Consider the following 25,065-nt stretch of genomic DNA (forward strand, 5'->3'; position numbering starts at 1 on the left):
TCAGCCACTCGGACACCTCACCATATTGTTGTTCCTGTACTGCTGGAACGGGCGCTAATGTAGGGGAAATACCGCCCCGGCGTCAATCTACTTTTTCAAAAAAACGTGCATTTACACAAACTTCAAGCAACATGGGGTTTAAATGAGCGGGAATTGTTTTTTTTGCCAGCACCCTGAAATTTGCTAATCTGATGTTCCCTCGGAAAATGATGATAATAAGTGCGAGAATGTTCCGCATAACAATGTTCAGGAGACAATATGGAAATAATTTTCTATCACCCTACATTTGATACGGCCTGGTGGGTAAAGGCGCTGACGAAAGCCATCCCTGGCGCTAACGTTCGCGAGTGGAAAGCGGGTGATAATGCCCATGCCGACTATGCGCTGGTCTGGCATCCGCCGGTTGAAATGCTGGCAGGACGAAAGTTGAAAGCCGTCTTTGCATTGGGAGCCGGAGTGGACTCCATCCTCAGTAAGCTAAAAGCACACCCGGAGATGCTGGATACCTCGATTCCACTTTTCCGTCTGGAAGATACCGGTATGGGTCTGCAAATGCAGGAGTATGCGGTGAGTCAGGTGTTGCACTGGTTCCGCCGTTTTGATGACTATCAGGCATTAAAATCCCAGGCGAAGTGGCAGCCGTTGCAAGAGTATACCCGTGATGAATTTACCATCGGAATCATGGGGGCCGGTGTATTAGGGGCTAAAGTGGCAGAGAGCCTGCAGGCATGGGGTTTCCCGTTACGCTGTTGGAGCCGTACCCGTAAATCCTGGCCTGGTGTGGAAAGTTTTGCGGGCACCGAAGAGTTGAGTGCGTTTTTAAGCCAGACGCGTGTGCTGATTAATCTTCTGCCCAATACGGCAGAAACGGTAGGTATTATTAATGCCGGACTATTGAATCAATTACAGGATGGAGCCTATGTGCTGAACCTGGCGCGTGGTGTTCATCTCAATGAAGACGATCTTCTGGCATTGTTGGATAGCGGAAAACTGAAAGGTGCGATGCTGGATGTCTATAGCCGAGAACCGCTACCGGAAGATAACCCATTGTGGAAACACCCGCGTGTGGCGATGACGCCGCACATTGCTGCGGTAACGCGCCCGGCGGAAGCGGTGGATTATATTTCTCGTACAATCCTGAGCCTGGAAAGTGGCAAAGCGGTTACCGGTCAGGTCGATCGCGTTCGGGGTTACTGATATCAATGCCAACCCGGCCTGCGCCGGGTTTCGACTCAATGCAACCCGAATTATTTAGGGTATTAATGGCGGCGATACCTGCTATCCTTGACGGAAAACGACTACAGGAGAGAGTTATGTATCCCGTTGACCTGCATATGCATACCGTTGCCAGCACCCACGCCTACAGCACCCTGAGTGATTACATCGCTGAAGCCCATCGCAAGGGTATCAAGCTGTTTGCCATCACCGATCATGGACCGGACATGGCGGATGCGCCGCATCACTGGCATTTTATTAACATGCGTATTTGGCCGCGCGTGGTGAACGGCGTGGGGATCCTGCGCGGGATAGAAGCAAACATTAAGAATATTGAAGGGGAGATCGACTGTTCAGGGCCGATGTTTGACTCACTCGATCTGATTATTGCAGGCTTCCATGAGCCGGTTTTTGCCCCTCACAATAAAGAGACCAATACTCAGGCGATGATCGCCACGATGGCGAATGGCAATGTGCATATTATCAGCCATCCTGGAAATCCCAAATATCCCGTCGATATCACCGCAATTGCACAGGCAGCGGCAAAATATCAGGTCGCGCTGGAAATCAATAATTCCTCGTTTTTGCATTCGCGTAAGGGCAGTGAAGATAACTGTCGCGCCGTGGCTGCTGCAGTTCGTGATGCAGGTGGCTGGGTGGCGCTGGGTTCAGATTCCCATACCGCATTTACGTTGGGAGAGTTCGGTGAATGCCGTAAGATTCTGGATGATGTGGGCTTCCCGGAAGACCGAATTCTGAACGTTTCACCAAAACGCTTGCTGTCGTTTCTGGAATCGCGGGGCATGGAGCCTATCGCGGAATTTGCTGAACTTTAATTGTTACTAACTGGAATATATCAATGAACGAGTTTTCTATCCTGTGCCGTGTACTGGGCTCGCTGTTTTACCGCCAACCGCAGGACCCTTTACTGGTTCCCCTGTTTACCCTGATTAGCGAAGGTAAACTGTCTGCTAACTGGCCACTGGAACAGGATGAGCTGTTGGCCCGTTTGCAGAAAAGCTGTGATATGCCCCAGCTTGCTGCAGATTACAACGCGCTGTTTGTCGGGAAAGAGTGTTCAGTGCCGCCTTATCGTAGCGCCTGGGTAGACGGGGCGAAGGAAGCGGATGTTCGTGCATTCCTGTCTGCGCGTGGAATGCCGCTGGCGGATACACCAGCCGATCATATTGGTACTTTGTTGCTGGCGGCATCCTGGCTTGAAGACCAGTCCGCAGAAGATGAGAGTGAAGCACTGGAAACCTTGTTTGTTGACTACCTGCTTCCCTGGTGCGACACGTTCCTTGGTAAAGTTGAGGCGCATGCGAATACCGCTTTCTGGCGAACTATGGCGCCGCTGACGCGCGATGCCATTAGCGCAATGTGGGACGAATTGCAGGAAGATACAGACGAGTAAGTGTGATCTGAATCACTATATACTGCAACTTAACTAATTACATTGCATAAATTGTGTGCACGATCTCATTACTATGCCGTTTTTCTGCTAAGATGCGCGGCATGAACATACTTCTCTCTATTGCAATCACAACGGGCATTCTCTCCGGACTCTGGGGATGGGTAGCCGTTTCTCTTGGTTTGCTCAGTTGGGCTGGCTTCCTGGGCTGTACAGCCTATTTTGCCTGCCCACAAGGTGGACTGAAAGGGCTGTGGATCTCGGCGTGTACGCTGCTAAGCGGTGTAGTGTGGGCGTTGGTGATTATTAATGGTAGCGCGCTTGCCCCGCATATGGACATCCTTGGCTATGTCATAACGGGAATTGTCGCATTTATGATGTGTATCCAGGCAAAGCAATGGCTGCTTTCATTTGTCCCGGGCACATTTATAGGGGCATGTGCAACATTTGCAGGGCAGGGAGACTGGCAGTTGGTTCTACCTTCTCTGGGGCTGGGACTGGTGTTTGGCTATGCGATGAAAAACAGTGGTCTGTGGCTGGCATCACGTCGCGAAAACCCGGCTTCATCCACACTGACCAGTAAATAAAAAAAGCGTGAGGCTTCCCTCACGCTTTTTATTCTCTCTTTAGTATCAGGACTCTGGAGGTACCGACATATGACGGTATTTGACCAGAATGTCGTTATCAACTTGTTTCTTATCCTGCAAATCCCACAAGCCGCGATCGATACCGTCATTTATCAGGAAGATAACGCCAGTTTCAATGGCTGACATCAGGCAAAGCATGACCGGTTCGTTAGAGGTATAACCAATTTCCCCTTCCAGAAGTCGTTGGTAGTCAATGAAACGGAATACCCCTGCCTGCACTTCATAAGACAGGATGGTTTTACTGGTGTTGACCGAAGAAAGGATCTCACCGGTACTGACGTTAACCACACGCAGGTTTACCGCAATCTGATCGAGTTGGTATTGCGTATCTGCGCCAATACCGAAATAACGCGCGCCGACACCACCTGATTTAACGTTGCTTTCATAGCCGATGATTGAACCTTCCACCATCACGTTAGCCGCGGTTAATGATTGCAGCGGAATTCGGTTGTTAATAGCAACCGTGCCGTTTTCCTGTGCCGCACGGATGATTTTCCGCTCGTTCAGTAAGTTCTGTAATCCCTGACGCTCCAGCGGGATGAACCAACGCGAATCTTTCAGTGCGGTAACCAGCATTGCCGTGGCACTTTGCGGTACGGCAGTGGAGAAGTTACTTGCCGGATAAGGTTTAAACTGACCCGTTTCATCCTGGATATTGTAAACCGATACAAAGATTTTACCCGTAGGCATCGGGAGATGCGTCAAGTCTTTGTAACTTTGGGCGCGAGGCATTAATGTCGGTTTAGCGGCTTCTTGCGGTGGGGACGTTAAGCATCCGCTGAGTAAAAATACTGCAACCATTATAAGTAAGCGCTGCATGATTTTTTCCTTTCGTGGCTATGGCTTAGAAATCGGTTGACTGTGTTTGCAAACCCGACACTTCGATCGTTGATGTTTTTCCCGATTTCCTGTCGGTAACATTCAATTGCAGTTGCCCGTCCCGGTTAGCGATATCAATGATAAAATCATTGGTCACCATTCTTCCCGGCTTACCGGTATTAATGTTGGTGAGCAGGCCGCCGAGAATTTGTGACTGAATCGCCTGAGTAAAGTTATCCAGCGCTGACGGGGTTTCAATTCCGTAATCGCTATAGCTCGGATCTTTATAGGAGTTCTGCGCCTGAGCGCTGTTCAACAAAAAAGCCCCGTTATTCGGGTTGCCACCAAAGTTTGGGTTGCGGAACTGGAACGTCATGTTTCCGGCCCAACTTAATGGTGAAATTAGCATGAGCAAAACCACTGCATGTTTGACACGCATGAAAGCCTCCGGACAAAATCATGTTTTAGAATTCATCGCGCGCTAAATCGCTCGTGCTTAATAGTGTTTGATCTATTTGCCGGCGATTTAATGCTTCCTCAGTTTGTGCCAATGCGAAGACGACAATTTTGTCGAAGTCTCTTTTCGTGGGGAATAAAAAAGTCTGGAAGATAACGTCCTGATTGACCGTTATGGTGATCCAACTTCCCCAACGCGCACTGGGTCTTTCATTGATAGTTAAATTTCCTGTGTACTCACTTTCCCACTTGTCACTAAATGCACGATAAAAATCATGCCCGATTGAAGAGACGGTGTGGTCAGTTAACAGTCCGGGAACCTCCACCTCTACGCTGGTAGCCGCGTGCAGATTCCCGGCAGCAAAGAATAAATTTGCTGCCACAATCCAGGTCAAATAGCGTTTCATGGCTTTATCGCCTGAGGTTATCATTGGCCCATGAGACCGCCTGCGTACGATTTTTGACAGCTATCTTTTTGAAAAGATTATAAAGATGTGTTTTTACCGTATTTTCACTGATAAACAGTGAGCGAGCGATTTCAATATTTGAGGCGCCGATACGCAATTTATTAAGTATTTCTTTTTCACGGTGTGTCAGTAGCGCCGACTCCGTGCTGTTATAACGATAATTTCCAGAATGCGTGATCAGATAACTGGCAAGCTTTTGCGTGAAGTAACATTCACCGCGTAAGACACCCTGCAAGCCGCTAACGACACGCTGTTCGTCTTCAGTTGCGTAAAACACGCCATTGATATGTGGCCAGTTTTCGATATCCCGATAAGGGTAGTCATCAGGGGTATTCAACAATAACGTCTTTATATTGTTGTTTTTTCTGCTCAAATTATCTTGCCAGTAATGGATCAGTTTTTTATCTGCCTCCATCATATCCAGTAAAACAATGCAGCTGGAGGAAATATCATCCAGAGAACGTTGAATATTATGTAGTTTTCCGGTTAGCGCCAGTGATTGTTTTAAATGTTGTAATAATGCAGTTGCCTGCAAAGAAGGTTTCGTGATCAACAATAATGTATGACCATGAATGCTATGGACTTCATTAAACATGATGAAACTCCACTTTTTAGTCGCACACCTGACAGCTGTCTCTACTAAAATAGAGGCACCAGAAGTACTGACAGATGTTGCACTGCTGTGTAGAAATAAAATATCGACCCAAAGGGGTGAAAATATTAAAACAAATGGACTTCAACTGATTTCAATCTAGCTATTACAAATCTTAAAGCAAGTGTTAAACATGTAACAGGATGTAAAATTATATATTTAAATGTGATTTTTGGGTTTTATTGGAGTTTAGATTTGATAGGAAAGTTGTACATTTTACCGTTGCTGCATAGATTTAAAAAATCATACAAATTATAGTAATTTATTGATTTATAATGTTTTAATTTATAATCATCGAGTTTTAGATTTCTAATAAATTCAAAATTCTTTGTCCCACTTTACGTTGGACAATTTTAGGCGGAAAAAACTGACCTTTGTCACGACTTGCATCGATGACTATCGCGACGCGGTGCTGCGAAGCCCTGAAATCGTGGAAAGTGCACTTTTTCAGTGACTGCATAGACATTCATTCCTGATGATGAAATAAAAATAAAACCTTTACCTGTAGCGGTGTTATTCACTGTTAATTAGTACTTTGGTGTGAATCTGGATATAAAAATACCACTCGCGGGTGAGTTATTTAAAATGTTTCAACGGACATACTCTTCATCGTAACGTGGCGTTAACAAATGTAAGTCATGTTAACAACAATTTGAGTGGTAATTAATTTAACTTCATGTACGACCAGGTCCAGGGTGACAGCATGAAAAACAAGTTGTTATTTATGATGTTTACAATACTGGGTGTGCCTGGGATTGCATCCGCAACCAGTTATGATTTAGCTAATTCAGAATATAACTTTGCGGTAAATGAATTAAGTAAGTCTTCATTTAATCAGGCAGCCATTATTGGTCAGGTTGGCACTGCTAACAGTGCAAATACTCGCCAGGAGGGCAGCAAGTTATTGTCGGTCATTTCGCAAGAAGGTTCAGGTAACCGGGCGAGAACAGACCAGACAGGATCATATAATTTTGCATATATTGATCAAACGGGCAGCTCCAATGATGCGAGTATTAAACAAAGTTCTTACGGTAATACGGCGATGATTATCCAGAAAGGTTCTGGTAATAAAGCAAATATTACCCAGTACGGTACACAAAAAACAGCAGTTGTGGTGCAGAGACAGTCGCAAATGGCAATTCGCGTTACTCAACGCTAATCCGTGAACGACGTTTAAATCAATCCGATGGGGGTTTTACCATGAAACTTTTAAAAGTGGCAGCATTCGCAGCAATCGTAGTTTCTGGCAGTGCTCTGGCAGGCCTTGTTCCGCAATTGAACAGCAATGGTCACCATAACGGTGGTAGTAATTATGGCCCGGACTCTTCATTGAGTATTTACCAATATGGGTCAAGTAACGTTGCGAATGCGCTGCAAAGTGATGCACGTAAATCAGACGTGACCATCACACAACACGGACATGGTAACGGTGCTACCGTCGGGCAAGGTGCTGATGACAGTACCATTAGCCTGAAACAGACTGGCTTCCAGAACAGCGCAGATATCAATCAGTGGAATGCAAAAAATGCTGACATCAGTGTAACTCAGTTCGGTGGTCGTAACGGTGCGGTGGTTAATCAGACTGCATCTGACTCGAATGTTCTGATTCAGCAGGTTGGTTATGGCAACAATGCGACAGCTAACCAGCACTAATTCAGTTTTATGACTGATAATAAACAGGGCGAAAGCCCTGTTTTTTTTCGGGAGCATATTATGCATACGCTATTACTTATTGCCGCGCTTTCAAATCAAATAACCTTTAATACAACCCAGCAAGGTGAGATGTATACCATTATTCCGCAGGTGACGTTATCGCAACCCTGCGTGTGCCAGGTACAAGTTCTTGCCATACGTAAAGGGTCGGGGGGGCAAAGCCAAACGCAACAGAAAACAAGCCTGTCGATCCCTGCTAATCGGCCGATTGAATTAACAAAACTGAGCTTTAATATTTCACCTGAAGATACGGTCAACATTGTCGTTACCGTTTCGGATGGGCAGTCATTGCATCTGTCCCAGCAGTGGCCTGATTCAAGCAGTCGCTCATGATTTTTTGCTGTATTTGCTTTAAGGGTGTGGCTGGGACAGCGGTGCTGTTCTATGAATATAGAGACGTGAAAACGTTTTTATTTGGTCGTTAATCGCAGCGGTGAAGGATCACTTCGATCCCTCAAGGATGGTTTATCATTGAGGAACCCTTATGAGCACCTTATTAAAACGTATTTTAAGTACCAGTTTATGTGTTACTTCTTTTTTTATGTTCTCCGCAACGGCGCAGCAAATCACATCTGGTGGAATTATCCATTTCCGTGGCGCAATAGTTGAATCACCTTGTGAGGTGAACTCGCAACAACAACAACAGATTGAATTGTCATGTATACGTGATGGCAAGCTACGGAGTAGTCGCTATAACACGCAACAGATAGCGATGGCCCCTGAAAGCCTCCAGCAAATTGCCAGTGTGAAAATGCAGTACCTTAATGAACAGAAAAATCTGGCGATTCTTAATATTGAATATAAATGAATCGTTCCGGCGTAGATATGCACCTGTATGGTTAAAAAGTGAGATTTCGTAGAAAACCCTGCTGTACACTTAACAGAGAGTGTTTTGTCAGGGGGAACTTATGCAATCGCGTGTTCATGTTTTACAGGGCGACATTACGACAATCGCCGTTGATGTGATTGTCAATGCGGCCAACTCCTCATTGCTGGGCGGCGGTGGCGTTGATGGAGCGATTCATCGTGCAGCTGGACCGGCACTGTTGGAAGCCTGCAAACAGGTATTACAGCAACAGGGCGAATGCCCAACCGGTCATGCGGTTATCACCCTGGCGGGAGATCTTCCCGCCAAAGCGGTGATCCACACTGTTGGGCCCGTCTGGCAGGGCGGCGATCATCATGAAGCTGAACGCCTTGAGGAGGCCTATCGCAATTCATTACAACTGGCACTGGCCAATGGCTATCAATCTATTGCGTTCCCGGCTATCAGCACCGGAGCCTACGGGTATCCACGTGCGGCGGCGGCGGAGATAGCGGTGAATACGGTGCTGAAATTTATCACCCGCCGTGCGCTACCTGACCAAATCTACTTCGTGTGTTTTGATGAGGAAAATGCCAGGTTATACAAGAGATTACTCACCCAACAAGGCGATGATAACACGGCCTGATATGACGCGACTTGAGCGTGCCATTACCCCATTGTGCGTAAGCCATCCGGATCAGTGCGGCATTCTGGCACTGGATGACAGTCTGGATGCTTTCGCAGCCCGTTATCGGCTGACAGAAATGGCGGAACGAACGCTGGATGTGCAGTATTACATCTGGGAGAACGACATGTCCGGGCTGCTGTTGTTTTCTGTTCTGCTGGCCGCGGCGAAACGCGGGGTACGGGTTCGTTTGCTGTTGGATGATAACAACACGCCGGGCCTTGATGACACGCTGCGTCTGCTGGATAACCATCCGAATATTGAAGTCCGCCTGTTTAATCCCTTCTCATTTCGCATCCTTCGCGCGTTGGGATATTTAACCGATTTCGCCCGGCTCAATCGCCGCATGCACAATAAAAGTTATACCGCGGACGGTGTAGTGACGCTGGTTGGTGGGCGTAATGTCGGTGATGCCTATTTTGGTGCGGGTGAAGAACCGTTGTTTTCCGATCTTGACGTGATGGCCATCGGACCGGTGGTAAAAGAGGTCGCGGATGATTTTGAGCGCTACTGGCAATGTCAGTCAGTTTCAACGTTACAGAGCGTCCTTGCGTTGTCTGAGCCAGAAACGACGCAACGCATTGAACTGCCAGAATCCTGGTATAACGACGATATTACCCGACGCTATTTGCACAAACTGGAGACCAGCCAGTTTATGACGCAGCTCGATCAGGGTTCACTGTCGCTGATTTGGGCCAAAACGCGGCTGCTCAGTGACGATCCGGCAAAAGGAGAGGGGAAAGCGCCGCGTCACTCGCTATTACCGCAGCGTTTGTTTGACGTCATGGGCTCACCCACTGAGCGTATTGATATAATTTCCGCTTACTTTGTGCCGACACGTGCCGGAGTCGCACAGCTCCTGCGCCTGGTCCGAAAAGGGGTAAAAATTGCTATTTTAACTAACTCGCTGGCCGCGAATGATGTGGCAATTGTGCATGCGGGATATGCGCGCTGGCGGAAAAAATTGCTGCGCTATGGTGTAGAACTGTATGAGCTAAAACCAACCCGCGATCGCGGTGCGGTGGTACACGATCGCGGGCTGACCGGCAATTCAGGCTCCAGTCTGCATGCGAAAACCTTCAGCATTGATGGCCGCAAAGTCTTCATCGGCTCGCTTAATTTTGATCCGCGCTCAACGTTGCTCAATACGGAAATGGGGTTTGTGATTGAGAGTGAAGTGCTGGCGTCATTGATTCATAAACGCTTTATGCAAAGCCAGCGTGATGTGGCCTGGCAATTGCGCCTGGACCGCTGGGGCCGGATAAACTGGGTAGACTGTCCTGGCGGCAGTGAGCGGGTAGTGAAAAAAGAACCCGCCACAGGATTCTGGAAGCGGGTTCTGGTGAGGCTGGCCTCTGTATTACCGATTGAATGGCTGCTCTGAGCCATGCAATGACAGGTCTGCTATCCGGCAATGGCCTTGTTTTTATCCTGCTTAACGATGGGTTTCCCGGAAAAGAGGAACTTCAGCACCGGTATGCGCAAGTGGATTTCGTACAATATTACCGCAATCCCGACCACAAACAGCAGCCCACAGAGAAAACCCAGCAGATTTGATGTGATGTGCGGTGTGATATAGGCACCGAAAAACAGCGTCAACGGATGATGCACCAGATAGATAAACAGTGAAGCATTGACAAAATAGGTGACGCGGGCTGACTGGAAATTCAATAAACGGTGGCCGAGCGAGAAGACGACGTTAACCATCCACAGTCCCATCACCATCGTTATCACGTATTCGGTTTCATACATCCAGGCATCGCCGTTTCCATAGCGTTGATTGAGCAGATAAGCCACAAAAGCGAATGCCGCACCGAACGTGCAGCTGCGCGAGGGCGTTGTGAACAGTGCTTTTAGCTGCGGATTGATAAACGCCAGCGCGCCGAGCATAAAGAACGGCACATAGAACAGCGTTTGCATGACGATAAAATTAAACATGCCATCGCTGAGAATAGACGGATAGACGATAAAAATTGTTCTTCTGACGGCGGCGTATCCGACGCCAAGCAACAAAAAAATCAACGTCAGTTTCATCATCGATACCGTGGAATGGCTGATGCCATCGGGGCTCGTCAACCGGTGTTTCATTTGGCTAAACACCCACATACTCACGGTTGTTAAAACGACAAGGACGAGTAAAAACCACAGATGAGAAATCAGCTCCCATGCCAGTGCGTTGTATTTATCGTATCCACTGAGAGTATGCCAGCTGTCGGCTTTACCTTTCACATATTGCAGCATGATAAATTGCGGCAGCGTGAGTAGCGGGATGGCGGTCAGCATGGGGATACCCACACGTTCAACACGCACTTTCCACCAGCGCTTTAAGGGGTAGCGCAAAAACAGCATGTATGAAAAATAACCCGAAATAACAAAGAAGACCTGCATGCGAAATGCATGTATGAAATCGTTAAAGAGGGTCAATATCCATGACGGTTCTGCGCTGTTCACATGCCAGGTATGCGTGGAGTAGATCAGCGAGATATGGAAGGGAATCCCCAACAACATCAGCCAGGCACGGATGGAATCCAGAAAATATTCACGCGGTGGAGATACAGAGCTCATAGACAGTTACGTATTCTCAGACTTTTCGTCTTATCCCTAAGACGAATTATGGTTACATTCGAAGGCAACCCTACACGAAGTCCAACAACCTGTCTCCAGGATAAGCACTCAAAGTGAAAACAGGTAGGCGAACCTGATTAAACCATGAGCCAGCACGCGAACAATACAGGGATTCAGTTGTCGGAATACCCGATTATCCATTAAAATGGATCGGATCAATATAAGCACACAAAGGGGGAAGTGCTTACTAATTATGAAACATAAACTACAAATGATGAAAATGCGTTGGTTGGGTGCAGCAGTAATGTTAACGCTGTATACATCATCGAGCTGGGCGTTCAGTATTGATGATGTTGCAAAGCAAGCTCAATCCTTAGCCGATAAAGGCTACGAGGCGCCAAAAAGTAACTTGCCCTCCGTTTTCCGCGACATGAAATATGCGGATTATCAGCAGATCCAGTTTAATCGCGACAAAGCGTACTGGAGCAATCTCAAGACCCCATTTAAGCTCGAATTCTACCACCAGGGTATGTACTTCGACACGCCGGTCAAAATCAACGAAGTCACCGCCACTGCGGTGAAAAGAATCAAATACAGCCCGGATTACTTTAATTTTGGCGATGTTCAGCATGATAAAGACACGGTAAAAGATCTCGGTTTCGCCGGGTTCAAAGTGCTGTATCCGATCAACAGCAAAGATAAAAACGACGAAATCGTCAGCATGCTCGGTGCCAGCTATTTCCGTGTTCTGGGTGCAGGTCAGGTCTATGGTCTGTCTGCGCGCGGTCTCGCGATAGATACCGCTCTGCCTTCTGGCGAAGAATTTCCCCGCTTCCGCGAGTTTTGGATCGAACGTCCAAAACCGACTGACAAACGTTTAACCATTTATGCCTTGCTGGATTCCCCGCGCGCGACCGGGGCGTATCGCTTTGTGATTATTCCTGGCCGTGACACGGTTGTGGATGTTCAGTCCAAAGTCTATCTGCGCGATAAAGTGGGCAAACTGGGCGTAGCTCCGTTAACCAGTATGTTCCTGTTCGGGCCGAACCAGCCTTCTCCGACGACAAATTATCGTCCTGAACTGCACGACTCAAACGGATTGTCTATCCATGCGGGTAACGGCGAGTGGATTTGGCGTCCGCTGAATAACCCGAAACATCTCGCGGTGAGCAGCTTTGCGATGGAAAACCCGCAAGGATTCGGCCTGTTGCAACGTGGACGTCAGTTCTCTCGTTTCGAAGATATCGACGACCGTTATGACCTGCGCCCAAGTGCCTGGATCACGCCAAAAGGCGACTGGGGTAAAGGCAAAATTGAATTAGTTGAGATCCCCACTAACGACGAAACAAACGATAACATCGTTGCCTATTGGACGCCGGATCAACTGCCGGAAGCAGGCAAAGAGATGAACTTTAAGTACACCCTGACGTTTACGCGTGATGAAGATAAGCTTCATGCGCCAGAAAATGCCTGGGTGCAGCAGACTCGCCGTTCCACAGGGGATGTCAAACAATCCAATCTCATTCGTCAGCCTGACGGCACTATCGCGTTTGTGGTGGATTTCACCGGCACCGAGATGAAGAAGCTGCCGCAGGACACCCCGATTACCGCGCAAACCAGCATTGGCGACAACGGTGAAATCGTGGAAAGCACCGTGCGTTACAACCCGGTTACGAAAGGGTGGCGTTTGATGCTGCGCGTAAAAGTGAAAGATGCGAAGAAAACCACTGAAATGCGTGCTGCGTTGGCCAATGCCGATCAGCCGTTGAGTGAAACCTGGAGCTACCAGTTACCTGCCAATGAATAAGACAACTGAGTATATTGACGCAATGCCGCTTTCGGATATCGAAAAAGCGGCACTGCCGAAAACTGACATCCGCGCTGTTCATCAGGCGCTGGATGCCGAGCACCGTACTTACTCGCGCGAAGATGATTCACCGCAGGGTTCTGTAAAAGCTCGCCTTGAGCAAGCCTGGCCAGACTCTCTGGCCAAAGATCAGTTGATAAAGGATGATGAAGGGCGTGACCAGTTGCAGGCAATGCCGAAAGCGACACGTACCTCAATGTTTCCCGATCCCTGGCGTACAAACCCGGTTGGCCGTTTTTGGGATCGCCTGCGTGGGCGCGATGTCACACCGCGTTATCTTTCTCGTTTGACGAAAGAAGAACAAGAAAGTGAGCAAAAATGGCGTACCGTCGGCACGATCCGCCGTTACACGTTGTTGATCTTAACGCTGGCGCAAACGGTCGTTGCGACCTGGTATATGAAGACGATCCTTCCTTATCAGGGATGGGCGTTCATTAATCCAGCAGATATGATGGGGCAGAACCTGTGGGTTTCCTTTATGCAGTTGCTGCCCTATGTGCTACAGACCGGTATCCTCATTTTGTTTGCCGTGCTTTTTTGTTGGGTTTCAGCCGGTTTCTGGACCGCGCTGATGGGCTTCCTGCAGTTGCTGATTGGGCGTGACAAGTACAGTATCTCTGCCTCAACGGTAGGGGATGAACCGCTGAATCCCGAGCACCGCACCGCGCTAATCATGCCTATCTGTAACGAGGACGTTGACCGCGTATTCGCGGGCCTGCGCGCTACGTGGGAGTCGGTTAAAGCCACGGGGAATGCGGAGCATTTCGATGTCTACATTCTGAGTGACAGCTACAACCCCGATATCTGCGTTGCGGAACAAAAGGCGTGGATGGAGCTGATTGCCGAAGTGCAGGGCGAAGGACAGATTTTCTACCGTCGCCGCCGTCGCCGTGTGAAGCGTAAAAGCGGTAACATTGATGACTTCTGCCGTCGCTGGGGCAACCAGTACAGCTATATGGTGGTACTGGACGCTGACTCAGTGATGAGCGGAGACTGTCTGACCGGTCTGGTACGCCTGATGGAAGCGAATCCGAATGCCGGGATTATCCAGTCTTCGCCGAAAGCGTCTGGTATGGACACCCTGTATGCGCGCTGTCAGCAGTTTGCTACCCGCGTTTATGGCCCGCTGTTTACCGCCGGACTTCACTTCTGGCAGTTGGGTGAGTCGCACTATTGGGGTCATAACGCGATTATTCGTGTGAAACCGTTTATTGAACACTGTGCGCTTGCACCGCTACCGGGCGAAGGCTCGTTTGCGGGATCGATCCTCTCCCATGACTTCGTGGAAGCGGCATTGATGCGTCGTGCGGGCTGGGGCGTGTGGATTGCTTACGATCTGCCGGGCTCGTATGAAGAGCTGCCACCGAACCTGCTGGATGAGCTCAAGCGTGACCGTCGCTGGTGCCACGGTAACCTGATGAACTTCCGTCTGTTCCTGGTTAAAGGGATGCACCCGGTTCATCGCGCGGTGTTCCTGACCGGTGTGATGTCCTATCTGTCAGCACCGTTATGGTTTATGTTCCTCGCGTTGTCTACCGCGTTGCAGGTGGTCCATGCGTTGACGGAACCGCAGTACTTCCTGCAACCACGTCAGCTGTTCCCGGTCTGGCCGCAGTGGCGTCCTGAACTGGCTATCGCGTTGTTTGCCTCAACGATGGTGCTGTTGTTCCTGCCGAAGCTGCTAAGTATTTTGCTTATCTGGTGCAAAGGCACGAAAGAGTACGGTGGATTTATTCGCGTCACGCTGTCGCTGCTGCTGGAGGTTCTGTTCTCCGTGCTGCTGGCGCCGGTGCGTATGCTGTTCCACACCGTTTTCGTGGTGAGTGCCTTCCTCGGATGGGAAGTGGTGTGGAATTCGCCGCAACGTGATGACGACTCCACTCCGTGGGGCGAGGCGTTTATGCGTCACGGATCTCAGCTGTTGCTGGGCCTGGTGTGGGCAGTAGGGATGGCCTGGCTGGATCTGCGTTTCCTGTTCTGGCTGGCTCCGATTGTCTTTTCGCTAATCCTGTCGCCGTTTGTTTCCGTCATTTCCAGTCGTTCAACGGTTGGGTTACGTACCAAACGCTGGAAACTGTTCCTGATCCCGGAAGAGTATTCACCGCCGAAGGTGCTGGTGGATACGGATAACTATCTGGAGTTGAACCGTAATCGTTCGCTGGATGACGGTTTCATGCACGCCGTGTTTAACCCGTCGTTTAACGCGCTGGCAACGGCTATGGCTACCGCGCGCCATCGTGCGAGTAACGTGCTTGAAATCGCACGCGATCGCCATGTCGAGCAGGCGCTGAATGAAACGCCGGAGAAACTGAATCGCGATCGCCGCCTGGTTCTGTTGAGCGATCCGGTGACCATGGCGCGTTTACATTATCGCGTCTGGAACTCACCAGATAAGTATTCTTCATGGGTTAATTATTATCAGGGGATAACTCTGAACCCACTGGCGCTCAGGAAAAAATAAGCGTGTGAAACGTAAAAATACCGGCCTGGAGCCGGTATTTTTTTATACTGAATATAAAAGTCATGAGGTATCCAGTGCGAATACTGGCTGTGGGAATGATGGTCTTTCTTCTGAGCGGATGCGGCAGCATTATTAGCCGGACGATCCCCGGACAAGGACACGGAAATCAATACTATCCAGGCGTACAATGGGATGTCCGGGACTCTGCGTGGCGTTATGTCACCATCCTGGATCTGCCGTTTTCGCTGGTGTTTGATACGTTGCTATTACCGCTCGATATACACCATGGGCCTTACGAGTAACTATCGTTCATCCCATTCATCGGCTGCGGTCTGGCCTTCCTCTGTGTCAAGGGGAGGCTCCAGTTGAAATTCACCCTCATCCCATTCGTGGAGCGTATTTTCCTCCTGCCACTCCTGGCGAATATCAATCTCATCATAGTCACCATCAAAAACACTTTGTGCCGCTTCACCGCTCAGCATGGGCAAACATTCGCCTTCACCATCATCTTCGTCGGCAAAGAACTCAGCTTGCCACATGATATCGCCATCCTGTAGCACGTACTTTTGTACGTTCAGCTGCTGGACACTGGCTTCGTCAGATTCAAGGCCTGAATTATCGGCCAGAAACTCTTCACGGGCTGCATCAATGGCTTCTTCAAGGGTGGGGTACAAGGCATTCATATTCGCATCCTGATCGCATGGGTGATTGGCTTAATAAAAAGATATAGGTGGTGTGGTGAGAACTGTCAAAGCATTCGTTTATTGCGAAGTTTCAGGTATGCAACGGCTTGAAGCATCGGGTGTTTCTTACCATAGCCACACGGTTGTGGTGCTTCATGAAACAACAAAAATACGGGGAACCCTACCGCCAATACGATTCATAAACAGTAAACCTTAAGTTTTTAAGCATCGGTTGGAGCGTATTAAACTCAAGCGGTTATGTAGGAGTACCATGAGTGAGGATGTTATAGTTTAAAGGGGGTGATTGAATAGACTGCAAGCCATACTGTGTGGCCAGTGAGAAATATAATGTATACAAGATTTTTTATTTTAAGTGATTGAAATTAAAGAGCAAGACTAAAGGTGATGTGTGTGAGTATTTCTCCTGAAAATATCGATATTTGTTTAAGTTAGATATCCATAAATGATATTGCCAATCATTATAAATGTGATGAATAAGTTAATGCTTAGAGAAATATAAGAGAGTACCCATAATATTCAATTAATAATAACATATGTTATAAATAAGATAATTATTATTGAAAGAATAATAAATTATATTACTGTTCTTGAGATAAATTATTAGTTTGCAAAAAGCAATGACTTAATATATAAAGTGCCAAATAGGATTCTTGCCAGGGCTGTTATGGATAATAGTAATTCAAACAATAGCAGGTTGATGCGTTATTACATAGTTTGCTTAGTCAGCTATCTTCTTGCTGGCGTGTGCCTTTCTCAGTATCAGTTAGAAGTGCAGAGTGTACCTCAAACAACATATTTAATTATCATCGTTGGGTTGTTTTTTCTGTACGGCACTATTTTTCTCTTTATGTTATTTCAATACCTTTGCAGGAAAGATCTAACATATCTGATGATATTAGGAATGGCATTTCTCAGTAATAATTTCTATTTTATAGAAACCATATATATCGTTCAGAATTTAATTAACGATAGTGTTTTGATAGAAAAACGTACAAATGATATCGCTATCTTCTATTATTTTAGGCAGGTGAGTTTTATTGCATTGCTTTTTGTATCATTGACAGCGTATAAAGCGACTTCCACCGTTATTGAGACTAAAGAAAGAGAACCATGTTACATCATTATAGCATTGCTGATTATGCTGGCAATTGCATTCCTTTCGCATAACTTATCCAGTTATAATACTGATGTCACGATTGAAATTACCAGTCTCAAAGCTGACAATAAAACGGTGCACTGGCATATTGGCTACATATATTCACTGATTATCGCATGGGGAACGGTCTTATTGTATCTGGCAGTGAAAACCAAACTGCACAGTATCTTATGGAAAAGCATCGCGTTACTGTGTTGCTCTGCAATCCTGACGAATGTTCTGCTGTTAAGTCTGGATGAATATAGTATGTATATTTGGTATGTCAGTAGGGGAATCGAAGTTATCAGTGCCTTATGTATCATATCTATATTAATGTACAATACGTTCATTATTCTTAAGAGAGAGACGGATTCAGCAATAAAAGATGCGATGACTAAGATATATAATCGAAAATTATTCTATAAGGCACTGAAGTCATCTTTAGTAAAAGGTGCTGTTTGTATAATGATACTGGATATAGATAAATTCAAACGCATCAATGATACTTATGGCCATCAGGAAGGCGATCGCGTTATAAAGAGCATTGTTGATATTGTCAATAAATCGATCAGGGACTCCGATATTTTTGCGAGAATTGGTGGGGAAGAGTTTGGGATCCTGATTAAGTGTAAAGATAAAGCTGAAGTAATGTTTGTTGCGGAAAGAATAAGAAAAAATGTTGAGACTGAAACAGCGGTACCTAATATATATGGCTTGAAAGAGAAAATGACTATCAGTATTGGTGTATATTGTAGTATATCTGATGATTATTCTGCTGATAAAGTCGTATCATATGCTGATGCTGCGCTGTATGAAGCGAAAAACTCAGGTAGAAATAAAGTGGTTTACTATAACAGCTAGAATAATATTAAGGGTTATTGCGTGTCATGACGTTTAAAAAAGTGTGCAGCCAGTACGATCAGAACTGTTATTGAGTTCACTCTGCGTATCCCCCCACATTAAGCCAATTGATATGTTGGGGGGAGCGTTGAGAATGGATATACAAAATCATCCCGGGACCTGAGATCCCCGGCGACGGCGCAGACTGTTCCACGAGTAGATAGCGTTGAATAACACAACACCCGCGGTGACGCAGAAGACGGCGCGAAAGCCATAATTTGCCGATACAGCAGCTCCCATTAACGGCCCCGTTACGTTGCCGATATCACGAAACGACTGGTTGTAACTAAAGATGCGCCCGGCGATTTGGTTGGTTGAGTTATACACCAGCAAGGTCTGTACGGCAGGCAGCAATGCACCATCAGCGGCACCGAGTAAAAAGCGCAGCACGCCTAGCTGCCAGGGTGTCTGGACGAATGACATTGGGATCAACAGCAGTACGGAGATAACCAATGCCACGATCAGGATCTTCTCCGGACCAATCCTGTCACCCAATTTGCCGAGCCTTGGTGCACTGATTAAGGCCGCAACACCGGGTACAGAGGCAATCATCCCGCTGATAAACGCGATATTGCTGACATTGCCCGCAAGCTCCCGTACATACAGCGTCAGGATTGGCGCAATGGAGCCGGTTGCAACCTGAATTATCAGGGTAGTGACAAACAAGCTCAGGACCAGCTTTGGATTCTTTAACGACGTCACGACTTCGCGAATGTGCAGCATCTCTTTCTTGCTCACTGGCTGGAAGCGTTCACGGATAAAAAAGAGTGTCAGAATAAAACAGATCAACAGCACCAGGGCGGTGATGAAAAATACGGGGCGCAGACCATACTGATCGGCGAGTAACCCGCCCGCCAGTGGCCCAAGTAAAGCACCGCTGACGCCGCCGGTGGAAAGTGTCCCCAGCGCCCAGCCGCTTTTATTGCGCGGCACCTGGGTGGCGATCAGTGCGTTGGCATTAGGAATAAATCCACCGAGTAAACCCAGCAGGGCGCGCAGGATCAAGAACTGCCAGATATTTTGCGCCAGCCCCATCAGCAGCATGACGATGGCCATGCCCAGCGCCGAGCGTAAGAGCATAATTTTCCGGCCTTTACGGTCGGCCAGCCCGCCCCAGAAAGGTGAGGCAATCGCTGAAAACAGGAAGGTGATGCTGAATACCAGCCCTGACCACATATTCAGGGCGCTGTGACCCGTCACGCCAAGACTCTCGACGTAAAGGGGTAAAAATGGCATGACCAGGCTAAATGCTGCGCCGGTTAAAAAACAGCCCAGCCAGGCAACGGTGAGATTGCGTTTCCAGTTTATGGGGACATCAGAGGGTGACATAGCGATCCGCAGTGTGATGCGCTGTTTGCGCTATCGATTAAATATAAGTAAGCAGGCTAATTATGCGCCTGGTTGATAGTTGCTGCAATGCGGATAGCAGTTAAACCTAAAAGGGGAGAGAAGGTGTTGCAGCCCACTGGACTGCAACAAAGACTCAGTACAGAGACGGGGAGCCTTCAGGACGTGTCTTGAAGCGGCGATGTAGCCACATGTATTGCTCAGGGGCCATCATGATGCATTTTTCAACGATTTTATTCATCCAGGCCGCCGTTGTTTCCGCATTGTCCAGCGGGGGTGAACACTCCGGTGGCAACATGATCAATTGATACCCCTTGCCGTCAGGTTTGCGGCGGGGAACAAATGGCACCAGGCAGGCATTCGACATTCGGGACAGCATCCAGGTACCGGACGTCGTCGCAGCCTGTTCAACGGCGAACAAAGGCACAAATACACTGGCGCGAGGGCCGTAGTCGTGATCCGGCGCGTACCAGACCACTTCACCTTTCTTCAACGCTTTAATCATCCCTTTCAGGTCTTTACGATCGAGCATTGATTTATTGGAGCGCATACGCCCCCAGGTTTGCAGCCAGTCGAGTAGCGGATTGTCGTTAGGACGATACACGCCAATTCCCGGCTCTTGTAAGCCAAACTGGCGTGCGCCCAACTCAAGGGTCAAAAAATGCAGACCAACTAACAGGATCCCACGCTTTTGTGCCTGGACGTCACGGATATGCTCCATTCCGATAACTTCAGTCCAGCGTGATATTCGCCTGTCGGACCAAAACCAGGCCATACCGGTTTCCATTACGCCCATACCGACAGACTCGAAGTTTTTTACCATCATCTGCTGGCGTTCCTGCTCGCTCATTTGCGGGAAGCACAGTTCCAGATTGCGGGAAACAATCTTCGCCCGACGTTTCATCAAACGCAATGCCAGACGGCCTAATGCACATCCCAATTTATAGAGCACTGGGTAGGGTAGCTGCACGATTAACCAAAGGATGCCAATACCCAACCAGGTTAACCAATAACGCGGATGCAGTAGCGCAGCCGAAAACTTGGGTAAATTCGTCATGTCTATCCTGTCTTCTAACGACCAATTCCCTGTATTGTCGCATTTTTTTGCGCGTATCTAAAATTTACGACGGGAGAACGGTGATTAAACCATCAATTGTTGTTGCGTTTTTATCGTGAAGTATGAAATGTAGCGTAAAATGTGTGGATGTAAATTGGCGATGTTTGCTTTATCATGCCGGCCAATTTTCATTTTTACTGATTGCAGGATACGTACACCATGCCAGTGTTACACAACCGCATTTCGAATGACACGCTCAAAGCTAAAATGCTGGCGGAATCTGAGCCGCGCACGACGATTTCATTCTATAAATATTTCACCATCGCTGATCCTCAGCAAACGCGTGATGAACTGTATCAACTGTTCACTACACTGAATGTGTTTGGCCGCGTATATCTTGCGCGGGAAGGCATTAACGCACAAATCAGTGTACCGCAAAGTCACGTTGATGCGTTTCGCCAACAGTTATATGCATTTGATCCTGCATTATCCGGGGTGCGTCTCAATATTGCATTAGATGATGACGGCAAATCTTTCTGGGTTCTGCGCATGAAGGTCCGTGAGCGAATTGTCGCGGATGGCATTGATGATCCTGATTTTGACGCCAGCAACGTGGGTGATTATCTGAAGGCTGCTGAAGTGAATGCCATGCTGGACGATCCGGATGCGGTGTTTATTGATATGCGCAACCACTATGAATATGAAGTGGGTCACTTCGAAAACGCACTGGAGATCCCGGCAGACACCTTCCGCGATCAGCTGCCGAAAGCGGTAGACATGATGCAGGAGCATAAGGATAAAAAAATCGTTATGTACTGTACCGGGGGGATTCGTTGTGAGAAAGCCAGTGCCTGGATGAAACATAATGGGTTTAGCAAAGTCTGGCACATTGAGGGCGGCATTATTGAGTATGCCCGCAAAGCGCGTGAGCAGGGGCTGCCTGTGCGTTTTATCGGCAAAAATTTTGTTTTCGATGAACGCATGGGGGAGAGGATCTCTGACGATGTGATTTCGCATTGCCATCAGTGCGGTAGCGCATGTGACAGCCATACCAATTGCAAAAACGATGGCTGCCATCTGCTGTTTATTCAGTGTCCAGCCTGTGCGCAAAAGTATAAAGGCTGCTGTAGTGAGCTGTGTTGTGAAGAGAGCGAACTGCCAGAAGAAGAACAGCGTCGCCGTCGCGCGGGGCGTGAGAACGGCAATAAGATCTTTAATAAATCGCGGGGGCGTTTAAATACGAAGCTCGGTATTCCCGATCCTGCGCAGTAACACGATGCCGGATGGTGGCAAAAGCCTCATCCGGCATCAATAGGACGTTATTTCTGCTGTACGCCTTCCACCGAGATAATTAATTCGACTTCCTGCGAAGCGGGACCGAGATCGGTAGTGATGTTGAAATCCTTCAGCTTTATTTTCCCTTGAGCTTCAAAACCGGCGCGTGTGCCACCCCATGGATCGCCACCCTGACCCATCAGCTTTGCATCCAGTGTTACCGGTTTGGTGACGCCGTTCAGGGTCAGGTTACCGGTGATATCCAAATCGTTGCCCTCTTTCTTCACGCTGGTGGACGTAAAGGTGGCCTGCGGGAACTTGCTCACATTGAGGAATTCTGCACTACGCAGGTGTTTGTCACGCTCGGCATGATTGGTATCAACACTGTTGGTGTTGATGGTGACATTGACTTTATCGGCAGCCGGATTTTTCTCGTCAAAGGTAAATGTGCCGTCGAAGTCTTTAAATGTGCCGTACAGCCAGCTGTATCCCAAATGCTGAATGCGGAAATTAACAAAGGCATGCTGTCCCTCTTTGTCAATTTTGTAATCCGCCGCGATGGCAGAGCCGGTCGTGAATAATAAAGAGGCGAGTGTGAGTCCCAGCAGGTTTTTTTTCATTTTAAGCTCCATAGTCAGATGACGATTTTCCCAACATGCGATTAAGGGTATCGTCGTTATCGATAAAGTGATGTTTCAGGGCCATTAACCCATGCAGAAGTGATAAAACCACCACGGCCCACGCGAGCCACAGGTGCACGCTACCGGCGATGTCGGCTTGTACGCCTGCGTTGGCAAACGTGGCGGGAACATCGAACCAACCAAATACGCTTATTGCCTTACCGTCCGCGGTAGAGATCAGATAGCCGCTGATGACAATAGAAAAAAGCAGGGTATATAGCGTGAGGTGGCCCAATGCCGCTGCAATGCGGGTTAGACGGGAATAGCTTTTCAGCGCGGCAGGGGGAGGGGAAACAACCCGCCAGAAAATGCGGACAACCAGTCCCATCATCAGCAACACACCGATACTTTTATGCAGTTCAGGCGCCTGGTGATACCAACCATCGTAATAACTGAGTGTTACCATCCATAAACCCAGAGCAAACATGCCATAGACGGCAATAGCGACCAGCCAGTGTAATGCGGCGGACACCACGCCATAGCGCTGTGGACTATTATTGAATTGCATAAACACACCGTTAGATATTTCAGAAGTGAATGAAAATGGCGTGTAAAAGACATTAATGCAACTGATAAATAACAATGGTGATGATATTTATTCTTATTTCAATAAAATTGATTAATTAAAGGCGCAATCATCAAATCGTTAGTGTGAGTGAACAAGGAAAAGGGCTTAAAAACAAGGAAGGATGGGGATTATGTTATTCAGTTTATTGCAATGAAATTAAGTAAATATCAGTTTTTGTAAATTAATGTCAGCGTATATCGATTAGAAGAACATAATATATATGACGTCCATAATCGCCAGCAGCGACCATAAAATAATGTAGAGCATGAAATGCTCGCGAATATTATTAACCAGATAGTGAAAGATGCGGCGTATCAATGTTATTCCTGTCATTAAAAATGGCCTCACCAACGAGGCCATTGATCGATTATCGCTTAAAACGGGACAGCCTGAATGGCGTCAGGTCAAAGGCTGACGGTTTGCCTTGGGCAAAATCAGCCGCAATTTCGCCAAGTACGGAAGCAAACTTAAAACCGTGTCCGCTGAGTCCGGTAATCACCAGCGTGTTGTCATGGTCTGGCAGTGTATCGATAATGAAGTCTTCATCTGGCGAGTTATCGTAAGTACAGGATGCGCCATGCAGACAACAGCCAATGCCAGGCAAAACAGCGCGCAGGAATGGGAAGGCTTCAGAACCATCGCTGGCGACAGCGGCAAACGGTTTACGTTCTTCAGGTGAATAAATGACCTGTCCGCCGTTATGTCTGCCAATTTTTAACTCGTCATTCTCAGCCGGAAAACCGTAGTATTGATCGCCATTAGGCAGTTCGCCGGTAAATGCCGGGAATTTGTTTTTGACACTGTAGCGCCCGTCAGCCTGATACCATGCGAACACCTTACGCACCGGTTGTATCGGCAGTTCAGGCAGTAATGCCTTGACCCAGGTACCGGCGCTGACGACGACTTTTTTCGCGTGGTAGTCACCATCGGCTGTTGCAACCGTTACGCCATCACCGTGGTGATGAATCGCCGTGACGGGGCATTTAAACAGCTGTGCACAACCCGCCTCTTCAGCCAGGCGAATCCAGGTTTTAATGGCTAACTCACTGCGTAAAAAACCGGATTCGGCTTCAAACAGCCCGATATAGTTTTCAGGCACGCGAATTTCTGGCCAGCGAGCCATGATGGCAGTTGCATCCAGCTGTTCGACATTGAGCTGCCACTGTTTGGCACTTTGCGCCACGGTCGCTAAGAAGGTTGAATCTGCTGGACCCAGGTTGATAACGCCAGAGCGAACAAAAACAGGCTCTTCATTTTGTGCGGAAAGTTCATCCCACAAGGTCTGCGCACGTAGCACCAGTGGAACGTATTTTTCACCTTCGCCATACGCATGACGTATTAATCGTGTATCGCCGTGGTGGCTGCCCTGTTGATGCGGTGGCATATGCGCATCGATCATCAGAACGTTGAGACCGGCGCGAGTGGCGTAGTATCCGGCTGCGGCGCCCACGGAACCGCTGCCAATAATGATTAAGTCGTATTTCATCCGCTTCTCTCTGCAATCGCGATAGCATACGTTAAATAATTCGAGTTGCAGGACAAAACGCCCTGGCGGTTTTGAACAGCGCTTACGCTGGCCCCGAAGGGGCGAGGCCAAAGGCCGGGTAAAGCCAACGCACATGCAACTTGAAGTATG

The 25,065-nt window shown here is 48.0% G+C and carries 27 protein-coding genes; 15 read left to right on the forward strand and 12 right to left on the reverse strand.

Annotated features, from left to right (window positions below; all coding sequences use genetic code 11):
• Positions 1 to 258: 258 nt before the first annotated feature.
• The 4 genes from ghrA to FDX19_RS14120 all read left to right on the forward strand — a co-directional run bounded on the left by ghrA (position 259) and on the right by FDX19_RS14120 (position 3,213).
• Positions 259 to 1,197 carry a glyoxylate/hydroxypyruvate reductase GhrA gene (ghrA, locus tag FDX19_RS14105; protein ID WP_137383199.1) on the forward strand — a complete coding sequence of 313 codons (939 nt, stop codon included), beginning with the start codon at positions 259 to 261 and terminating at the stop codon, positions 1,195 to 1,197.
• A gap of 116 nt (positions 1,198 to 1,313) precedes the next feature.
• Complete coding sequence (locus FDX19_RS14110) at positions 1,314 to 2,051, forward strand: phosphatase (RefSeq protein ID WP_137383200.1); 738 nt, start codon at positions 1,314 to 1,316, stop codon at positions 2,049 to 2,051.
• Between the two features lie 23 nt (positions 2,052 to 2,074).
• The gene (locus FDX19_RS14115) at positions 2,075 to 2,629 is read left to right on the forward strand and encodes a molecular chaperone (protein ID WP_137383201.1); all 555 of its coding nucleotides are present in this window, start codon (positions 2,075 to 2,077) and stop codon (positions 2,627 to 2,629) included.
• 101 nt (positions 2,630 to 2,730) lie between these two features.
• On the forward strand, positions 2,731 to 3,213 hold the full coding sequence (locus FDX19_RS14120) for a DUF1097 domain-containing protein (protein ID WP_137383202.1): 483 nt from the start codon (positions 2,731 to 2,733) through the stop codon (positions 3,211 to 3,213).
• Between the two features lie 45 nt (positions 3,214 to 3,258).
• Here the strand turns inward: FDX19_RS14120 and csgG are convergent, their stop codons facing one another.
• Genes csgG through csgD form a run of 4 tightly spaced genes read right to left on the reverse strand, consistent with a single transcriptional unit; the run spans position 3,259 to position 5,610 of the window.
• Complete coding sequence (gene csgG / locus FDX19_RS14125) at positions 3,259 to 4,092, reverse strand: curli production assembly/transport protein CsgG (protein WP_005129128.1); 834 nt, start codon at positions 4,090 to 4,092, stop codon at positions 3,259 to 3,261.
• 25 nt (positions 4,093 to 4,117) lie between these two features.
• Positions 4,118 to 4,531, reverse strand: a complete 414-nt coding sequence (gene csgF, locus FDX19_RS14130; protein ID WP_005129126.1) for a curli production assembly/transport protein CsgF — start codon at positions 4,529 to 4,531, stop codon at positions 4,118 to 4,120.
• Positions 4,532 to 4,556: 25 nt separating this feature from the next.
• Positions 4,557 to 4,955, reverse strand: coding sequence for a curli production assembly/transport protein CsgE (gene csgE, locus FDX19_RS14135; RefSeq protein WP_061068136.1), 399 nt, complete (start codon positions 4,953 to 4,955; stop codon positions 4,557 to 4,559).
• Positions 4,956 to 4,959: 4 nt separating this feature from the next.
• The gene (gene csgD, locus FDX19_RS14140; protein ID WP_005129125.1) at positions 4,960 to 5,610 is read right to left on the reverse strand and encodes a biofilm master transcriptional regulator CsgD; all 651 of its coding nucleotides are present in this window, start codon (positions 5,608 to 5,610) and stop codon (positions 4,960 to 4,962) included.
• Positions 5,611 to 6,370: 760 nt separating this feature from the next.
• On the opposite strand from csgD, the gene csgB reads away from it, so the two are divergent.
• The 6 genes from csgB (at position 6,371) to FDX19_RS14170 (ending at position 10,254) form a co-directional block, all read left to right on the forward strand.
• A complete protein-coding gene (csgB, locus tag FDX19_RS14145; RefSeq protein ID WP_048211206.1) occupies positions 6,371 to 6,826 on the forward strand; it encodes a curli minor subunit CsgB in 456 nt (151 codons plus the stop codon).
• Positions 6,827 to 6,867: 41 nt separating this feature from the next.
• Positions 6,868 to 7,320, forward strand: coding sequence for a curli major subunit CsgA (gene csgA / locus FDX19_RS14150; protein WP_137383203.1), 453 nt, complete (start codon positions 6,868 to 6,870; stop codon positions 7,318 to 7,320).
• Positions 7,321 to 7,380: 60 nt separating this feature from the next.
• Entirely contained in the window at positions 7,381 to 7,713 is a 333-nt protein-coding gene (gene csgC, locus FDX19_RS14155) for a curli assembly chaperone CsgC (RefSeq protein ID WP_137383204.1), read from the forward strand.
• Between the two features lie 151 nt (positions 7,714 to 7,864).
• Positions 7,865 to 8,188, forward strand: a complete 324-nt coding sequence (locus FDX19_RS14160; RefSeq protein ID WP_137383205.1) for a type 1 fimbrial protein — start codon at positions 7,865 to 7,867, stop codon at positions 8,186 to 8,188.
• A gap of 100 nt (positions 8,189 to 8,288) precedes the next feature.
• Positions 8,289 to 8,831, forward strand: coding sequence for an O-acetyl-ADP-ribose deacetylase (gene ymdB / locus FDX19_RS14165; protein ID WP_137383206.1), 543 nt, complete (start codon positions 8,289 to 8,291; stop codon positions 8,829 to 8,831).
• A complete protein-coding gene (locus FDX19_RS14170) occupies positions 8,767 to 10,254 on the forward strand; it encodes a phospholipase D family protein (RefSeq protein WP_137383207.1) in 1,488 nt (495 codons plus the stop codon). The genes ymdB and FDX19_RS14170 overlap by 65 nt, the downstream gene beginning before the upstream one ends.
• A 20-nt stretch (positions 10,255 to 10,274) precedes the next feature.
• Here the strand turns inward: FDX19_RS14170 and mdoC are convergent, their stop codons facing one another.
• Positions 10,275 to 11,435, reverse strand: coding sequence for a glucans biosynthesis protein MdoC (gene mdoC, locus FDX19_RS14175; protein ID WP_137383208.1), 1,161 nt, complete (start codon positions 11,433 to 11,435; stop codon positions 10,275 to 10,277).
• Positions 11,436 to 11,706: 271 nt separating this feature from the next.
• Between mdoC and mdoG the strand changes: the two genes are divergently transcribed.
• The 3 genes from mdoG to FDX19_RS14190 all read left to right on the forward strand — a co-directional run bounded on the left by mdoG (position 11,707) and on the right by FDX19_RS14190 (position 16,065).
• Positions 11,707 to 13,242: a glucans biosynthesis protein MdoG gene (mdoG, locus tag FDX19_RS14180; RefSeq protein ID WP_137383216.1), complete on the forward strand. Its 1,536-nt coding sequence runs from the start codon at positions 11,707 to 11,709 to the stop codon at positions 13,240 to 13,242.
• Positions 13,235 to 15,763, forward strand: coding sequence for a glucans biosynthesis glucosyltransferase MdoH (mdoH, locus tag FDX19_RS14185; RefSeq protein ID WP_137383209.1), 2,529 nt, complete (start codon positions 13,235 to 13,237; stop codon positions 15,761 to 15,763). The genes mdoG and mdoH overlap by 8 nt, the downstream gene beginning before the upstream one ends.
• A 74-nt stretch (positions 15,764 to 15,837) precedes the next feature.
• Complete coding sequence (locus tag FDX19_RS14190; RefSeq protein WP_061068836.1) at positions 15,838 to 16,065, forward strand: YceK/YidQ family lipoprotein; 228 nt, start codon at positions 15,838 to 15,840, stop codon at positions 16,063 to 16,065.
• Here the strand turns inward: FDX19_RS14190 and FDX19_RS14195 are convergent, their stop codons facing one another.
• Positions 16,066 to 16,446: a MysB family protein gene (locus tag FDX19_RS14195; protein ID WP_137383210.1), complete on the reverse strand. Its 381-nt coding sequence runs from the start codon at positions 16,444 to 16,446 to the stop codon at positions 16,066 to 16,068. It abuts the gene before it with no gap.
• Positions 16,447 to 17,131: 685 nt separating this feature from the next.
• Here FDX19_RS14195 and FDX19_RS14200 point away from each other — a divergent pair.
• Positions 17,132 to 18,463, forward strand: a complete 1,332-nt coding sequence (locus FDX19_RS14200; RefSeq protein ID WP_137383211.1) for a sensor domain-containing diguanylate cyclase — start codon at positions 17,132 to 17,134, stop codon at positions 18,461 to 18,463.
• Between the two features lie 147 nt (positions 18,464 to 18,610).
• Here FDX19_RS14200 and mdtG read toward each other — a convergent pair whose 3' ends face one another.
• The gene (gene mdtG / locus FDX19_RS14205) at positions 18,611 to 19,831 is read right to left on the reverse strand and encodes a multidrug efflux MFS transporter MdtG (RefSeq protein WP_137383212.1); all 1,221 of its coding nucleotides are present in this window, start codon (positions 19,829 to 19,831) and stop codon (positions 18,611 to 18,613) included.
• Between the two features lie 154 nt (positions 19,832 to 19,985).
• Positions 19,986 to 20,906, reverse strand: coding sequence for a Kdo(2)-lipid IV(A) acyltransferase (locus tag FDX19_RS14210; RefSeq protein ID WP_005129093.1), 921 nt, complete (start codon positions 20,904 to 20,906; stop codon positions 19,986 to 19,988).
• 219 nt (positions 20,907 to 21,125) lie between these two features.
• Between FDX19_RS14210 and FDX19_RS14215 the strand changes: the two genes are divergently transcribed.
• The gene (locus tag FDX19_RS14215) at positions 21,126 to 22,178 is read left to right on the forward strand and encodes a rhodanese-related sulfurtransferase (protein WP_137383213.1); all 1,053 of its coding nucleotides are present in this window, start codon (positions 21,126 to 21,128) and stop codon (positions 22,176 to 22,178) included.
• A 47-nt stretch (positions 22,179 to 22,225) separates the two neighbouring features.
• On the opposite strand, the gene FDX19_RS14220 is transcribed toward FDX19_RS14215, so the two are convergent.
• From FDX19_RS14220 to solA, 4 genes are all read right to left on the reverse strand, one after another.
• Positions 22,226 to 22,801, reverse strand: coding sequence for a YceI family protein (locus FDX19_RS14220; protein WP_061068131.1), 576 nt, complete (start codon positions 22,799 to 22,801; stop codon positions 22,226 to 22,228).
• Position 22,802: 1 nt separating this feature from the next.
• Positions 22,803 to 23,369, reverse strand: coding sequence for a cytochrome b (locus tag FDX19_RS14225; protein WP_137383214.1), 567 nt, complete (start codon positions 23,367 to 23,369; stop codon positions 22,803 to 22,805).
• A gap of 261 nt (positions 23,370 to 23,630) precedes the next feature.
• Complete coding sequence (locus tag FDX19_RS14230; protein WP_003846814.1) at positions 23,631 to 23,744, reverse strand: YceO family protein; 114 nt, start codon at positions 23,742 to 23,744, stop codon at positions 23,631 to 23,633.
• 52 nt (positions 23,745 to 23,796) lie between these two features.
• Entirely contained in the window at positions 23,797 to 24,915 is a 1,119-nt protein-coding gene (gene solA / locus FDX19_RS14235; protein WP_137383215.1) for an N-methyl-L-tryptophan oxidase, read from the reverse strand.
• Positions 24,916 to 25,065: the final 150 nt, after the last annotated feature.

Origin of the sequence: Citrobacter sp. wls619 (genome assembly GCF_005281345.1) — a bacterium.
Lineage (GTDB): Bacteria > Pseudomonadota > Gammaproteobacteria > Enterobacterales > Enterobacteriaceae > Citrobacter.